Consider the following 14,114-nt stretch of genomic DNA (forward strand, 5'->3'; position numbering starts at 1 on the left):
CGCCGCACCCTCGTCCCAGCGCACGTGCATGCGCCCGCCCAGCGTGTCCACCACCTGCGGCGCGCCGGCCGCCACTTCGGCCGCCAGGGCCACCTCGCGCATGCGTTGTTTGCTCTCACCCATCGGGTGAGTGTGCCAAGACCCGTCAAAGCCGCGCCAGTGCTCGCTTAGCGCGCGATGACGGACGGTGAACTGCTGGATTCAGGCTGACAGCATCCGCGAGAAGCCGCCGACCGTCACCAAAGCAAAGGCCGCGATGGGCTGACACGTTTCCTCGATCCAACCCGGCACATCGCTCCAGCTTCACGCCGGCCGCCCGTGGCGCCCGGCCCCGCCGGCGAAGCGCGCCGCCCCCTCGCGGCTCTCGCCCGACGCGAGCGTCGCCATCCCGAGCGCGAACTCGTGCGCGAGCGCGTCGCGCAGCGGCAGGCCGGCCTGCGCCTTGACGCTCGCGAGATCCGAGCGCAGGCAGGTCTGCGGCAGGGCGGCGAGTTCGCGCGCGAGCGCGAGCGCGGCGTCGAGCGCCGTCTGGCCCGGCGCGGCGCGGCGCGTGGCCAGCCCGATCGCCATCGCCTCGTCGGCGTCGACGGCGCGGCCGGTGAGGATCAGGTCGAGCGCCCGGCTCTCGCCGATCAGCCGCGGCAGGCGCACCGTGCCGCCGTCGATCAGCGGCACGCCCCAGCGGCGGCAGAACACACCGAACACGGCGCTGTCGTCGACGACGCGCAGGTCGCACCACAGCGCGAGCTCGAAGCCCCCGGCCACCGCGTGGCCGCTGACGGCGGCGATCACGGGTTTGGTCAGCACGAGCCGCGTCGGCCCCATCGGGCCGTCGGCGTCGAGGTCGTCCTCCAGCGGGTTCATGCGCTCGCCGCCTTCGGCGACCGCCTTCAGGTCGGCCCCGGCGCAGAAGTGCCCGCCGGCGCCGGCGAGCACCGCGACGCGCGCGTCGGCGTCGGCGTCGAACGCGCGCAACGCCGCCGCGAGCGCGCGCGCCGTCGGGCCATCGACGGCATTGCGCGCCGCGGGCCGCTGCAGCGTGACGGTCCACACGGGGCCGTCGCGGGTGATGCCCACTGTCTCCATCGTGACACCTCCTCGGGCGTTCTTGCGGGTTTCCTCGCGCACGACAGGCGCGGGGCTTTCGCTACAAATGCGCGGTCTCGTTCAGGTCATTGTCGATCGGTCTCCCGGGGTTCGTCTTGCAGGTCCTGCAGGTTCTGGTCAGCGGCATCGCGCAAGGCTGCATCTACGGTCTGATCGCGCTGGGCTTCGTGCTCATCTACAAGGCCACCGAAGCGGTGAGCTTCGCGCAGGGCGACCTGATGATGCTCGGTGCCTTCGTCGGGCTGGCGGCGCTGACGGTGCTGGGCTTCCCGTTCTGGATCACGGTGCCGGCCGTGATCGCTGCGATGGGGCTGTTCGGCCTCGCGATCGAGCGCGTCGTGATCCGGCCCATCCTCGGCCAGCCGACGTTCTCGATCGTGATGCTGACGATCGGCGTGGGCTACGTCGCGCGTGGCGCGATCACGATGATCCCGGGCATCGGCACCGACACGCACACGCTGCCGGTGCCGTACAAGGACGCCGTCGTGCCGGTCGGCGGCGTCGTGCTGGCGGTCGAGCAACTCGTCGTGATCGCCGTCACCGCGGTGCTGTGCCTCGTGCTGTACCTGATGTTCAGCCGCAGCAAGGTCGGCATCGCGATGCAGGCCGCGTCGCAGAACCAGCTCGCCGCCTACTACATGGGCATCCCGGTCAAGAAGCTCAACGGCGTCGTCTGGGCGCTGGCGGCGATGGTCGCGGCGGTGGCCGGGCTGCTGCTGGCGCCGATCACGTTCGTGCACGCCAACATGGGTTTCATCGGCCTGAAGGCGTTCCCGGCGGCGGTCGTCGGTGGCTTCGGCAGCCTGCCCGGTGCGATCGTCGGCGGGCTGATCATCGGCGTCGTCGAGTCGCTGGCCGGCTTCTACCTGCCCGAGGGCTTCAAGGACGTCGCGGCCTATGCCGTCGTGCTCTTGATGCTGATGATCAAGCCCAACGGCCTGTTCGGCGAGAACCTCAGAAAGAAGGTGTAGCGGGCGATGCGCTTCATCTTCAAGACCAGTTACGACCAGGACATCCGCCTGGCCAAGCACGGCGGGCACCGGTTCTGGTACGGCCTGCTGCTCGCCGCGCTGGTGACTGCGCCGTGGTGGCTCGAGTCGTACGGCCTCGCGCAGCTGACCTTCATCCTGATCTACGGCATCGTCGGCCTCGGGCTGATGCTGCTCGCCGGCTTCACCGGGCTGTTCTCGATCGGGCACGCGGCGTTCCTCGGCGTCGGCGCGTACACGCAGGCGGTGCTCGCCGCGCAGGGCTGGCCGTTCCCGCTGTCGCTCGCGGCCGCCGCCGGCCTGTCGGCCGCGGTCGGTGCCGTCGTCGGGCTGCCGGCGCTGCGCGTCAAAGGGATCTACCTCGGCATCGCGACGCTGGCCTTCGGTTTCATCGTCGAGGAGGTGCTCGCGCGCTGGGAGAGCGTCACCGGCGGCAACGCCGGGCTGATGGTCGGCCAGCCGCAGATGTTCGGCTGGGTCGCCGACAGCGGCGAGACGTTCTATTTCCTCTGCCTCGTGATCACGGTGGCCTGCACGCTGGCGGTGCTCAACCTGCTGCGCAGCCCCACCGGCCGCGCGTTCGTCGCGATCCGCGACAGCGAGATCTCGGCGCAGAGCATGGGCATCCACCTCGCGTACTACAAGACGCTGAGCTTCGCGATCAGCGCCGCGCTGGCCGGCATCGGCGGCGCGCTGTACGCGCACGCGATCCGCTTCCTGAGCCCGGACCAGTTCAACATCATCGCGTCGATCGACCTGCTGCTGATGGTCGTCATCGGCGGGCTCGGCAGCGTGCACGGTGCCTTCCTCGGCGCGATCTTCCTGATCGGCATGCCGCAGGCGATCAGCGCGCTGAAGGACGTGCTGCCCGACACGATCGCGCAGGCACCGGGCCTCAAGGCCGTGATCTACGGTGCCGTGCTGATCGCGTTCGTGCTGTTCGAACCGATGGGTCTTTACGGCCGCTGGCTGAAGATCCGCACGTGGTTCCAGCTCTTCCCCTTCTACCGCAAGGGCCTGTTCAAGCGGCAGAAGGCGTTCCAGAAGTCCGACCGGCTGCGCTAGCGATGCAGGACGTGCTGCTCTCGGCGAAGAACCTGCAAGTGCGCTTCGGCGGCGTGCTGGCGGTCAACGACGTCAGCTTCGACGTGCGCCGCGGCGAGGTGTTCACGCTGATCGGCCCCAACGGCGCCGGCAAGACGACGGTGTTCAACCTGATCAGCCGCATCTACACGCCCACCGCCGGCTCGATCACGTTCGAGGGGCAGGACCTGCTCGCGGTGCCGCCGCACAAGATCGCGCCGCTGGGCATCGCGCGCACGTTCCAGAACATCGAGCTGTTCGAGCACGCCACCGTGCTGCAGAACTTGCTGATCGGCCGCCACGTGCACCGCACGAGCGGGCTGTGGAGCGAGATGCTGTTCCTGCCGAAGGTGCGTGCCGCCGAGCGCGCAACGCGCGAGAAGGTCGAGGAGGTGATCGACTTCCTCGACCTGCAGCACTACCGCGACACGATGGTCGCCGGGCTGCCCTACGGTGTGCGCAAGGTCGTCGAGCTCGCGCGCGCACTGGCCACCGGGCCAAAGCTGCTGCTGCTCGACGAGCCGTCGTCGGGGCTGAACGTCGAGGAAACCGGCGACATGGCGTTCTGGATTCAGGACATCGTCGACGACCTCGGCATCACGGTGCTGATGGTCGAACACGACATGGGGCTGGTCTCGCGCGTGTCGGACCGCGTGCTCGCGATGAACCAGGGCGAGGTGCTCGCGCTCGGCACGCCGGCCGAGGTGCAATCGCACCCGGGCGTCGTCGAGGCCTATCTCGGCACCGCCGACGACGCGTCGTCGCTGCGCAGGGGACCCTGATGGCCGAGGTCATCCTCAAGCTCAGCAACGTCGAGAGCGCCTACGGCCCGATCAAGGCGATCCGCGGCGTGAGCCTGCAGGTCGAGCGCGGCCAGATCGCGACCGTGCTCGGCAGCAACGGCGCGGGCAAGACGACGATCCTGAAGACGATCAGCGGCATCATCGACCCGCGCAAGGGCACGGTCGAGTTCAAGGGCATGAACATCACCGCGCAGGACCCCGCATTCATCGTCCAGCAGGGCCTCGTGCACGTGCCCGAGGGGCGCGAGGTGTTTCCGCTGCTGTCGGTGCACGACAACCTGCTGATGGGCGCCTACACGCGCACCGACCGCGACGCGGTCGCGCGCGACATGGAGGCGGTGTACCGCTACTTCCCGATCCTCAAGGAGCGCGAGAAGCAAGACGCGGGGCTGCTGTCGGGCGGGCAGCAGCAGATGCTCGCGATCAGCCGCGCGCTGATGGCCGCGCCCGAGCTGATGCTGCTCGACGAGCCGAGCCTGGGGCTGAGTCCGAAGCTGACGAAGGAGATCTTCGAGATCATCGTGCGCATCAACCGCGAGCGCGGCACGACGATGCTGCTCGTCGAGCAGAACGCGAACATGGCGCTCAACGCCGCCGACTACGGCTACGTGCTCGAGAACGGCCGTATCGTGATGGAAGACACCTGCGAGCGCCTGCGCGAGAAGGAGGACATCAAGGAGTTCTACCTGGGCATGAAGGAGGCCGGCGCGCGCGGCGAGCGGCGCTGGAAGAAGAAGAAGACGTGGCGGTGAGCGCATGAGCAACCTGTGGGACCTGAGCCACATCCAGCCGCGCACCGACATCGTCGTGCCCGGCGAGACGATCCCCGAGGTGTTCTGGAACGCCGTGCGGATGCGCGGCGACGCGGTGTGGCTGCGCGAGAAGCACCTCGGGTTGTGGCGTGCGTGGACGTGGAACGACACCGGCCGCGCGGTGCGCGAGGTCGCGATGGGGCTGGCCGCGCTCGGCTTCGAGCCCGGCGACACGGCGTCGATCCTGTCGAACACCCTCGTCGAGTGGGTGCTGGCCGACCTCGGCATCCTCAGCGCCGGCGGCGTCTCGAACGGCATCTACCCGACCGACTCGCCGAGCCAGGTGCAGTACCTGTGCGAGGACTCGGCGACGTCGATCCTCTTCGTCGAAGACGAGGAGCAGCTCGACAAGGCGCTCGAGGTGCGCGAGCGGCTGCCGCGGCTGAAGAAGATCGTCGTCTTCGACATGGAGGGGCTGCACCGCTTCGAGGATCCGATGGTCGTCAGCTTCGACGTGCTGCGCAGCATGGGCCGCGAGCACGACCGCGCGCACCCGGGGCTGTTCGACGCGCGCGTCAGCAGCCGCCGTCCCGAGGACCTCGCGATCCTGATCTACACCTCGGGCACCACCGGCAAGCCCAAGGGCGCGATGCATGCGCACAGGAGCCTGGTCTACACGATGCGCGGCTACAACACGCTGATCGCGCAGGACGAGCGCGACGAGCGCATGTGCTTCCTGCCGCTGTGCCACGTCGCCGAGCGTCTGGGCGGCGAGTACTTCTCGATGTACACCGGCTCGAAACTGAACTTCGTCGAGAACCCCGACACGGTGCCCGAGAACGTGCGCGAGATCGCGCCCACCGTGTTCGTCGCCGTGCCGCGCGTGTGGGAGAAGTTCTACTCGGCGGTGACGATCGCGCTGTCGGAGTCGACGAAGCTGCAGCAGGCCGCCTACGCCTGGGCCATCGGCGTCGGGCGGCGCATCGCCGACCTCGTGCTCGCCGGCCGGCCGGTGCCGGCGACGCTGAAGCTGCAGTTCCGGCTCGCGCGGCTGCTCGTGCTCGACAACGTGCGCAAGCTGATCGGCATCCACCGCTCGCGCTTCCTCGTCACCGGCGCGGCGCCGATCTCGCCCGAGCTGGTGCGCTGGTACCTCTCGCTCGGCGTGCCGATGCTCGAAGTGTGGGGACAGACCGAGTCGGGCGGCGCCTCGACCGGGATGCCCGCGTGGAAGATCAAGCCCGGCTCGATCGGGCCGGCGTGCAGCTACAACGAGGTGCGGATCGACCCGACCACCGGCGAGCTGCTGATCCGCGGCCCCAACGTCTTCATGGGCTACCTGAACCAGCCCGAGAAGACGGCCGAGACGATCGACGCCGACGGCTGGCTGCACACCGGTGACGTCGGCACCGTCGACGACGAAGGGTTCTTCCGCATCACGGACCGGATGAAGGACATCATCATCACGGCCGGGGGCAAGAACATCACGCCCAGCGAGATCGAGAACGAGCTGAAGTTCTCGCCGTACATCACCGACGCGGTGGTGATCGGCGACCGGCGCCCGTACTTGACGGTGCTGATCATGATCGACCAGGAGAACGTCGAGAAGTACGCGCAGGACCACGACGTGCCGTTCTCGAACTACGCGAGCCTGACGCGCGCGCGCGAGGTGCAGGAGCTGATCCAGCGCGAGATCGACAAGGTCAACGCCAAGTTCGCGCGTGTCGAGCAGATCAAGGCGTTCCGCCTGATCGAGACGCAACTCACCGCCGAGGACGAGGAACTGACCCCGACGATGAAGCTCAAACGGCGGTTCGTGCAGCAGAAGTACGCCCCGCTGATCGAGTCGATGTACGGCAACGGCCGCAGCTAGCGGCACTCAAGGAGACGACGCATGAAACACACCCTCACCGCCTTGGCGCTGGCCGTTGCGGCGCCGCTGGCTATGGCGCAGGCGACGCAGGGCGTCAGCAAGAACGAGATCGTGATCGGCTCGATCCAGGACCTGTCGGGGCCGATCGCCGGCTTCGGCAAGCAGGTGCGCCTGGGCATGATGCTGCGCGTCGACGAGGCCAACGAGCAAGGCGGCGTCAACGGCCGCAAGCTGCGCCTGGTCGTCGAGGACTCGGCCTACGACCCGCGCAAGGCCGTGCTCGCGGCGCAGAAGCTCGTCAACCAGGACAAGGTGTTCGCCGTCGTCGGCCACATCGGCACGGCGCAGAACATGGCGGCGATGCCGGTGCAGTTCGAGAAGAACGTCCTCAACTTCTTCCCCGTGACCGCGGCGCGGCAGATGTACGAGCCGTTTCACCGGCTGAAGTATTCGTTCGCGGCGCCGTACTACGACCAGATGCTGATCGCCGCGCCGATGCTGTACAAGCAGAAGAACGCGACCAAGGCCTGCACGATGTACCAGGACGACGAGTTCGGCCTGGAAGTGATGCGCGGTGCCGAGGACGGCCTGAAGACGATCGGCGTCACGCTCGCCGAGAAGACGACCTACAAGCGCGGCGCGACCGACTTCTCGAGCCAGGTCGCGCGCATGAAGGCCGCCGGCTGCGACTTCGTCGTGCTCGGCACCATCATCCGCGAGACGATCGGCGCGATCGCCGAGGCGCGCAAGACCGGCTTCAGCCCGACCTTCCTCGGCTCGAGCGCCGCCTACACCGACCTGATCCACAAGCTCGGCGGCAAGGCGATGGACGGGCTGTACGCGACGATGACGGTGCAGCACCCGTACCTCGACGACACCTCGCGCGAGATCAGCTTCTGGGCCAACAAGTACAAGACCAAGTTCAACGAGGACCCAACGGTGTTCTCGGTGTACGGCTACAACGCGGTCGACGCCTTCATCCGCGCCGCGACCAAGGCCGGCCCGAACCTGACGACCGACAGCTTCATCAAGGCGATGGATTCGATGACGATCCCGCCCGACATCTTCGGCAGTGCCGAGATGACGTTCAGCCCGACGAAGCGCCTGGGCAGCAACGCGACGCGGCTGTCGCAGCTGCAGGACGCGCGCTGGAAGGTCGTCAGCGACTACATGACGCCGAAGAAGTGACGCCGTGACGCGCGCGGGCGCCGCGCTGCGTCGACGTTCTCAAGCCGCCTGCGGGCGGCTTTTTCGTGCCCGCGCCCCGCCGCGGTGGCTCGACGGTGGATCGGCATCCGCAGGATCGAGTATGTATACTGAATACATACTTCGCCGCACATGCCGTCATGGAAGCCACCGTCGCCGAACGCGGCCAGATCACGCTGCCCAAGGCCGTGCGCGACGCGCTCGGCCTGACCAAGGGCACCAAGCTCAAGGTCGAGCTCGACGGCAGCCGCATCATCCTGCGCAAGGAGGTCGATGACGCGCTGTCGCGCCTGCGCGGACGCTTCCGGCTGCCACCAGGCGTGACCACCGACGACGTGATGCGCGAGCTGCGCGGCCGCGCCCCCGGCGACCCGGCCGACACCTGATGATCGCCGTCGACTCCCCGGTGCTGATCGACCTGCTCGGCGGCGACGCACGCGCCGAAGCGGCCGAGGAGAGCCTGCGCGACGCGCTCGCGCGCGGCCCCGTCGTCGTGTGCGACGTCGTCGTCAGCGAGGTCGTCAGCGGCCTCGGTTACGGCGCCGAGCTGCTCGACACGCTCGAGCAGGCCGGCATCACGTTCTCGCCGATCGAGGCACGTGCGGCCGTGCGCGCCGGCGAGATGCAGCGCCGCTACAAGGAGCGCCGTAAGGCCGCCGGACTGCCTGCCGCCGGCCCGCGCACCGTGCCCGATTTCCTGATCGGCGCGCACGCGCTGCTGCAGTGCAACGGCCTGATCACGCGCGACGCCAGTTTCTTCCGCGACTACTTCAAGGGCCTCAAAGTCATCGTGCCGCAAGGCGCATGACCGACGATGCCGCCGCCCCATCCCTTTCCCGCACCGCAACCCCTCCGACGCCAACAGGACCGCCCCATGCTCGCCCCTGCCCACGCCTTCTCCAAGACCCTGAAGTCCTTCAAGACCGCCTCCGGCAAGGAGGGGCTGCTGTACTCGCTGCCCGCGCTCGCGAAGATCTACCCGAACGTCAACCGGCTGCCGGTGTCGATCCGCATCGTGCTCGAGAGCGTGCTGCGCAACTGCGACGGCAAGAAGGTCACGAAGGAACACGTCGAGCAGCTCGCCAACTGGCAGCCCAACGCGCCGCGCACCGACGAGATCCCGTTCGTCGTCTCGCGCGTCGTGCTGCAGGACTTCACCGGCGTGCCGCTGCTGGCTGACCTGGCCGCGATGCGCAACGTCGCCGACCGCATGGGCAAGAACCCGAAGACGATCGAGCCGCTGGTGCCGGTCGACCTCGTCGTCGACCACTCGGTGATGATCGACCACTACGGCAACAAGAAGGCGCTGGACCTCAACATGAAGCTCGAGTTCGAGCGCAACCGCGAGCGCTACGAGTTCATGAAGTGGGGCATGCAGGCGTTCGACACCTTCGGCGTCGTGCCGCCGGGCTTCGGCATCGTGCACCAGGTCAACCTCGAGTACCTCGCGCGCGGCGTGCACAAGCGCAAGGACAAGGTGTATTACCCCGACACGCTGGTCGGCACCGACAGCCACACGACGATGATCAACGGCATCGGGGTGGTCGGCTGGGGTGTCGGCGGCATCGAGGCCGAGGCCGGGATGCTCGGCCAGCCGGTGTACTTCCTGACGCCCGACGTCGTCGGCTTCGAGCTCACCGGCCAGCTGCGCGAAGGCGTCACCGCCACCGACCTCGTGCTCACCGTCACCGAGATCCTGCGCAAGCACAAGGTGGTCGGCAAGTTCGTCGAGTTCTTCGGCCCCGGCACCGAGAGCCTGTCGGTGCCCGACCGCGCGACGATCGCCAACATGGCGCCCGAGTACGGCGCGACGATGGGCTTCTTCCCGGTCGACGGCAAGACGATCGAATACTTCAAGGGCACCGGCCGCACGAAGGCCGAGATCGAAGCCTTCGAAGGCTACTTCAAGGCGCAGAAGCTGTTCGGTATCCCGAAGGCCGGCGAGATCGACTACACGAGCGTCGTCACGCTCGACCTGTCCACCGTCGCGCCGAGCCTCGCGGGCCCGAAGCGCCCGCAGGACCGCATCGAGATCACGCACCTCGCGTCGAAGTTCACCGAGCTGTTCAGCAAGCCCGTGGCCGAGAACGGCTTCAACCAGCCAGCCGACAAGCTCGGCCAGGTGTTCAAGACCGCCGACGGCATCGACATCCGCAACGGCGACGTGCTGATCGCCGCGATCACGAGCTGCACCAACACGAGCAACCCCGGCGTGCTGCTCGCGGCCGGCCTGCTCGCGAAGAAGGCCGTCGAGGCGGGGCTGAAGGTCCAGCCGCACATCAAGACCTCGCTCGCCCCGGGTTCGCGCATCGTCACCGAGTACCTCACGCGGGCGGGCCTGCTGCCCTACCTCGAGAAGCTCGGCTTCGCGGTGGCGGCCTATGGCTGCACGACCTGCATCGGCAACGCCGGCGACCTGACGCCCGAGATCAACGACGTCATCACGAAGAACGACCTCGTCTGCGCCGCGGTGCTGTCGGGCAACCGCAACTTCGAGGCGCGCATCCACCCGAACCTGAAAGCCAACTTCCTCGCCAGCCCGCCGCTGGTGGTCGCCTACGCGATCGCCGGCAACGTCACAAAGGACCTGATGACCGAGCCGGTGGGCTTCGGCAAGAAGGGCAAGCCGGTGTACCTCGGCGACATCTGGCCCAGCAGCGACGAGGTCTACAAGCTGATGAAGTACGCGATGGACGCGAAGGCGTTCAAGGAGAACTACGGCAAGGTGCACGCCAAGCCCGGCAAGCTGTGGGAGCAGATCAAGGGCGTCAAGGGCCAGGTTTACACGTGGCCGAAGAGCACCTACATCGCGCAGCCGCCGTTCTTCGAGGGCTTCGAGATGACGCCGAAGGCGCTCGAGTCGGGCGTCCAGGGCGCGCGCATCATGGCGCTGTTCGGCGACTCGATCACGACCGACCACATCTCGCCCGCGGGCTCGATCAAGGAGAACTCGCCGGCCGGCCAGTACCTGATCGCCAACGGCGTCGCCAAGGCCGACTTCAACAGCTACGGCTCGCGCCGCGGCAACCACGAGGTGATGATGCGCGGCACCTTCGCCAACGTGCGCATCAAGAACCTGATGATCCCGCCGCGCGAGGACGGCTCGCGCGAGGAAGGCGGCGTGACGCTCTATCAGCCCTCCGCGGCCGAACGGGCCGCGGGCCAGGGCCCCGAGAAGATGTTCATCTACGACGCCGCGATGAAGTACATGGCCGCGGGCGTGCCCACCGTGATCTTCGCCGGCGAGGAATACGGCACCGGCTCGAGCCGCGACTGGGCGGCCAAGGGCACGCAGCTGCTGGGCATCAAGGCGGTCATCGCGAAGAGCTTCGAGCGCATCCACCGCAGCAACCTGATCGGCATGGGCGTGCTGCCGCTACAGTTCAAGCCCGGCGACTCGTGGGAGAGCCTGGGCATCCACGGCGACGAAGTCGTCGACGTCGTGCTCGGCGACGAGATCAAGCCGCAGAGCGACGCCAAGCTCGTCATCACGAAGCCCGACGGCTCGGTGCGCGAGGTCACGGTGACGCTGCGCATCGACACCGCGATCGAAGTGGACTACTACAAGCACGGCGGCATCCTGCCGTTCGTGCTGCGGCAACTCCTCGCGGCATGAAATGAACCACCCCCGAAGCGCCTTCGGCGCTCCCCCTCGAGGGGGCGCCGCCAGCGGACCGGCAAAGCCGGATCCGCGGCGGCCGCTTGAAACCTCGACGTTCATCGGTCGTGGGGGCTGTCGGCGCGGAAGGGGCAACTGACTGGAACCCGCGCCTCGGGGGCGTGGTGCGCGAGCGCCACGCCCCTCTTCGCTGGTCGCGCGGCCGCCCGGGCAAGCCCGCTGGCGAATCCAGCCTCGGCGGCCGACACTGCCGTGATGGATCCCGATACCGCCCGCACGCTGGCCACGCGCTTCACGCTGACGGACCCACCGCCCGGCTTCGCCGACGACCCCTACCCCGTCTACGCCGCGCTGCGCGCGCACGACCCGGTGCACGAGCTGGCGCCGGGCTCGTTCCTGCTGACGCGCTACGACGACGTCGCCGCCGTCTACCGCCATCCGGCGGCGAGCTCCGACAAACGGCGCGAGTTCGCGCCGAAGTTCGGCGCCGGCACGCCGCTGTTCGAGCACCACACGACGAGCCTCGTCTTCAACGACCCGCCGCTGCACACGCGCGTGCGCCGGCCGATCGTCACCGCGCTGAACCCGCGCGCGCTCGCGCGCATGGAGCCCGGCCTCGTCGCGCTCGTCGACACCCTCCTCGACCGCCTGGACGACGCGCCAGCGCCCGACCTGATCGACGACTTCGCCGCGCGCATCCCGGTCGACGTGATCGGCAACCTGCTCGACGTGCCGGCCGACGAGCGCGGCCCGCTGCGCGACTGGTCGCTCGCGATCCTCTCGGCACTCGAGCCGGCGCCGTCGGCCGAGGTGCTCGCGCGCGGGAACGCGGCGGTCGAGGCATTCAAGGATTACCTGCGCACGCTGGTGGCCGAACGGCGCCGCCGCCCGGGCGACCCCGACGTCGACGTGCTGACGCGGCTGATCGTCGGCGACGGCGAGCCCCTCAGCGACACCGAGCTGCTGCACCAGTGCATCTTCCTGCTCAACGCCGGCCACGAGACGACGACGAACCTGATCGGCAACGGCGTGCACGCACTGCTCGCGCACCGCGGCGAATGGGAGCGGCTCGTCGCCGACCCGGCGCTCATCGGCACCGCGGTCGAGGAGCTGCTGCGTTACGAGAGCCCGCTGCAGCTCAACAACCGGCTCGCGACCGCGCCGATCGAACTCACCGGCCGCACCGTGCCCGCGGGCTCGTTCCTGACGCTGGCGATCGGCGCGGCCAACCGCGACCCGGCCGTGTTCGCCGACCCGGACCGCCTCGACGTCGCGCGCAAGCCGAACCCGCACCTCGCGTTCGGCCACGGCGCGCACGCGTGCGCCGGGATGAACGTCGCGCGGCTCGAAGCGCGGATCGCGATCGGGCGCCTGGTGGCGCGCTTCCCGCGCCTCGATCTGGCGGCCGCCCCCGAGCGCGACGCGCGCGTGCGCTTCCGCGGTTTCAGGCGGCTGCCGGTGCGGCTTCGCTGAGCGGCGCGGCTACAGGCGGCGCAACCAGTCGTCGGCGTCGAAGCCGACCGTCAGCGATCCATCGCGCCAGCGCACCACGGGCCGGCGGATCACGCTCGGCTGCGCGAGCATCAGCGCGCGGGCCGACGCGGCATCGGTCACCGCGGCCTTCGCCGCGTCGTCGAGCTTGCGCCACGTCGTGCCCTGGCGGTTGAGCAGCCGCTCCCAGCCGAGCGTCGCGATCCAGGCATCCAGGGCCTCGGCGGGCACGCCGGACTTCTTGAAGTCGTGGAACGTCGCCTCGACGCCGTGCTCGGCGAGCCACGCGCGCGCTCGCTTGACGGTGTCGCAGTGGGCAATGCCGTAGATGGTCAGGGTCATCGTGAAGGTCGGTCAGAACGGCTCGAACGGTGGCTCGCACAGCGGGTCGGGCAGATAGCCTCCACCGCCGATCGTGCGGCCGTCGGGGCCGAACGTGACGCGAAACCACAGACACAGGTTGTTTTCGTAGCGCCACGACCAGACGACGCGCCCGACGAAGCCCACCGGCTGACGCTCGGCCGGACGTCCGATGCGGCGCAGCACCTGCGCCTCGGTCATGCCGTCGACGATTTCGGCGAAGTGCCGCTCGTCGAGCACCTGCTCGCCGCGCAGCACGCGCCCGGCGGCATCGACGTCGATCATGTAGGTCTGGCGTCCGAGAGGGCCGCGCGCGATCTCGACGCGCGTCGTGCCGTCGGGCATCGCGTAGCGGGCCGTCACCGGCCCCAGCGCGCGCACGACGTCGGCCTCGGCCTGGCCCGGCACGATCGTCACCGGCGCGAAGGCCGCACAGGCCGCCAGGCACAGCGACGCCAGTGCGCCGGCGACGACGCCGCGTCCCGGCGCTCGAGCCACCCTGTGCGGCGAATCCGACGACGTGCTCACGCCACGAAGCATCGCGTGAATACGGCGTGCGGGCAAGCGCCGGAGGCGATCGGCCATCGGGGCGGCGGAAACGGAAACGGCCCACGCATCGCTGCGTGAGCCGTGGGGTGTGCTGGTGGGCCCTGTAGGATTCGAACCTACGACCAACGGATTAAGAGTCCGCTGCTCTACCAGCTGAGCTAAGAGCCCGTGTTCTTGCCGGACCTTTGATCCGGTGGTGGGTCGTGCAGGATTCGAACCTGCGACCAACGGATTAAAAGTCCGCTGCTCTACCGGCTGAGCTAACGACCCTCGACGGCAGAG

13 protein-coding genes and 2 tRNA genes are annotated in these 14,114 nt (G+C 68.8%); 10 read left to right on the forward strand and 5 right to left on the reverse strand.

The features are described from left to right. Nucleotides 1-303: 303 nt before the first annotated feature. The gene (locus tag DRV96_RS00005; protein WP_119286295.1) at nucleotides 304-1,086 is read right to left on the reverse strand and encodes a crotonase/enoyl-CoA hydratase family protein; all 783 of its coding nucleotides are present in this window, start codon (nucleotides 1,084-1,086) and stop codon (nucleotides 304-306) included. 116 nt (nucleotides 1,087-1,202) lie between these two features. On the opposite strand from DRV96_RS00005, the gene DRV96_RS00010 reads away from it, so the two are divergent. The 10 genes from DRV96_RS00010 to DRV96_RS00055 all read left to right on the forward strand — a co-directional run bounded on the left by DRV96_RS00010 (nucleotide 1,203) and on the right by DRV96_RS00055 (nucleotide 12,905). Next, complete coding sequence (locus DRV96_RS00010) at nucleotides 1,203-2,078, forward strand: branched-chain amino acid ABC transporter permease (RefSeq protein WP_119286298.1); 876 nt, start codon at nucleotides 1,203-1,205, stop codon at nucleotides 2,076-2,078. Nucleotides 2,079-2,084: 6 nt separating this feature from the next. Next, nucleotides 2,085-3,161, forward strand: a complete 1,077-nt coding sequence (locus DRV96_RS00015; RefSeq protein WP_119286300.1) for a branched-chain amino acid ABC transporter permease — start codon at nucleotides 2,085-2,087, stop codon at nucleotides 3,159-3,161. A gap of 2 nt (nucleotides 3,162-3,163) precedes the next feature. Continuing rightward, nucleotides 3,164-3,961 (forward strand): ABC transporter ATP-binding protein, encoded by a 798-nt coding sequence (locus tag DRV96_RS00020; protein WP_119286302.1) that lies wholly within the window; start codon nucleotides 3,164-3,166, stop codon nucleotides 3,959-3,961. After that, the gene (locus tag DRV96_RS00025) at nucleotides 3,961-4,734 is read left to right on the forward strand and encodes an ABC transporter ATP-binding protein (protein ID WP_119286304.1); all 774 of its coding nucleotides are present in this window, start codon (nucleotides 3,961-3,963) and stop codon (nucleotides 4,732-4,734) included. The genes DRV96_RS00020 and DRV96_RS00025 overlap by 1 nt, the downstream gene beginning before the upstream one ends. Before the next feature lie 4 nt (nucleotides 4,735-4,738). After that, nucleotides 4,739-6,607: an AMP-dependent synthetase/ligase gene (locus DRV96_RS00030; protein WP_119286306.1), complete on the forward strand. Its 1,869-nt coding sequence runs from the start codon at nucleotides 4,739-4,741 to the stop codon at nucleotides 6,605-6,607. 21 nt (nucleotides 6,608-6,628) lie between these two features. After that, nucleotides 6,629-7,795, forward strand: a complete 1,167-nt coding sequence (locus tag DRV96_RS00035; protein WP_119286308.1) for an ABC transporter substrate-binding protein — start codon at nucleotides 6,629-6,631, stop codon at nucleotides 7,793-7,795. Nucleotides 7,796-7,953: 158 nt separating this feature from the next. After that, nucleotides 7,954-8,199 carry an AbrB/MazE/SpoVT family DNA-binding domain-containing protein gene (locus DRV96_RS00040; RefSeq protein ID WP_119286311.1) on the forward strand — a complete coding sequence of 82 codons (246 nt, stop codon included), beginning with the start codon at nucleotides 7,954-7,956 and terminating at the stop codon, nucleotides 8,197-8,199. After that, the gene (locus DRV96_RS00045) at nucleotides 8,199-8,621 is read left to right on the forward strand and encodes a type II toxin-antitoxin system VapC family toxin (protein ID WP_119286313.1); all 423 of its coding nucleotides are present in this window, start codon (nucleotides 8,199-8,201) and stop codon (nucleotides 8,619-8,621) included. The genes DRV96_RS00040 and DRV96_RS00045 overlap by 1 nt, the downstream gene beginning before the upstream one ends. Nucleotides 8,622-8,687: 66 nt before the next feature. Next, nucleotides 8,688-11,429: an aconitate hydratase AcnA gene (gene acnA / locus DRV96_RS00050; protein ID WP_119286316.1), complete on the forward strand. Its 2,742-nt coding sequence runs from the start codon at nucleotides 8,688-8,690 to the stop codon at nucleotides 11,427-11,429. A 258-nt stretch (nucleotides 11,430-11,687) separates the two neighbouring features. After that, on the forward strand, nucleotides 11,688-12,905 hold the full coding sequence (locus DRV96_RS00055) for a cytochrome P450 (protein ID WP_119286318.1): 1,218 nt from the start codon (nucleotides 11,688-11,690) through the stop codon (nucleotides 12,903-12,905). A 9-nt stretch (nucleotides 12,906-12,914) separates the two neighbouring features. Here DRV96_RS00055 and DRV96_RS00060 read toward each other — a convergent pair whose 3' ends face one another. The 4 genes from DRV96_RS00060 to DRV96_RS00075 form a co-directional block, all read right to left on the reverse strand. Next, nucleotides 12,915-13,265 carry an ArsC family reductase gene (locus tag DRV96_RS00060; RefSeq protein WP_119286320.1) on the reverse strand — a complete coding sequence of 117 codons (351 nt, stop codon included), beginning with the start codon at nucleotides 13,263-13,265 and terminating at the stop codon, nucleotides 12,915-12,917. Nucleotides 13,266-13,277: 12 nt separating this feature from the next. Continuing rightward, nucleotides 13,278-13,811, reverse strand: a complete 534-nt coding sequence (locus DRV96_RS00065; protein ID WP_162910903.1) for a hypothetical protein — start codon at nucleotides 13,809-13,811, stop codon at nucleotides 13,278-13,280. Between the two features lie 113 nt (nucleotides 13,812-13,924). Next, nucleotides 13,925-14,000, reverse strand: a tRNA-Lys gene (locus DRV96_RS00070). Nucleotides 14,001-14,026: 26 nt separating this feature from the next. After that, nucleotides 14,027-14,102, reverse strand: a tRNA-Lys gene (locus DRV96_RS00075). Between the last annotated feature and the right edge of the window lie 12 nt (nucleotides 14,103-14,114).

Origin of the sequence: Azohydromonas sediminis, from assembly GCF_003574675.1 — a bacterium.
Lineage (GTDB): Bacteria > Pseudomonadota > Gammaproteobacteria > Burkholderiales > Burkholderiaceae_C > Calidifontimicrobium > Calidifontimicrobium sediminis.

What these genes read in the sequence shown, in the direction of transcription:
- DRV96_RS00060 (WP_119286320.1), bottom strand. Translation starts at nt 13,265, where the DNA reads ATGACCCTGACCATCTACGGCATTGCCCACTGCGACACCGTCAAGCGA.
- acnA (WP_119286316.1), top strand. Translation starts at nt 8,688, where the DNA reads ATGCTCGCCCCTGCCCACGCCTTCTCCAAGACCCTGAAGTCCTTCAAG.
- DRV96_RS00025 (WP_119286304.1), top strand. Translation starts at nt 3,961, where the DNA reads ATGGCCGAGGTCATCCTCAAGCTCAGCAACGTCGAGAGCGCCTACGGC.
- DRV96_RS00015 (WP_119286300.1), top strand. Translation starts at nt 2,085, where the DNA reads ATGCGCTTCATCTTCAAGACCAGTTACGACCAGGACATCCGCCTGGCC.
- DRV96_RS00045 (WP_119286313.1), top strand. Translation starts at nt 8,199, where the DNA reads ATGATCGCCGTCGACTCCCCGGTGCTGATCGACCTGCTCGGCGGCGAC.
- DRV96_RS00005 (WP_119286295.1), bottom strand. Translation starts at nt 1,086, where the DNA reads ATGGAGACAGTGGGCATCACCCGCGACGGCCCCGTGTGGACCGTCACG.
- DRV96_RS00020 (WP_119286302.1), top strand. Translation starts at nt 3,164, where the DNA reads ATGCAGGACGTGCTGCTCTCGGCGAAGAACCTGCAAGTGCGCTTCGGC.
- DRV96_RS00055 (WP_119286318.1), top strand. Translation starts at nt 11,688, where the DNA reads ATGGATCCCGATACCGCCCGCACGCTGGCCACGCGCTTCACGCTGACG.
- DRV96_RS00035 (WP_119286308.1), top strand. Translation starts at nt 6,629, where the DNA reads ATGAAACACACCCTCACCGCCTTGGCGCTGGCCGTTGCGGCGCCGCTG.
- DRV96_RS00040 (WP_119286311.1), top strand. Translation starts at nt 7,954, where the DNA reads ATGGAAGCCACCGTCGCCGAACGCGGCCAGATCACGCTGCCCAAGGCC.
- DRV96_RS00030 (WP_119286306.1), top strand. Translation starts at nt 4,739, where the DNA reads ATGAGCAACCTGTGGGACCTGAGCCACATCCAGCCGCGCACCGACATC.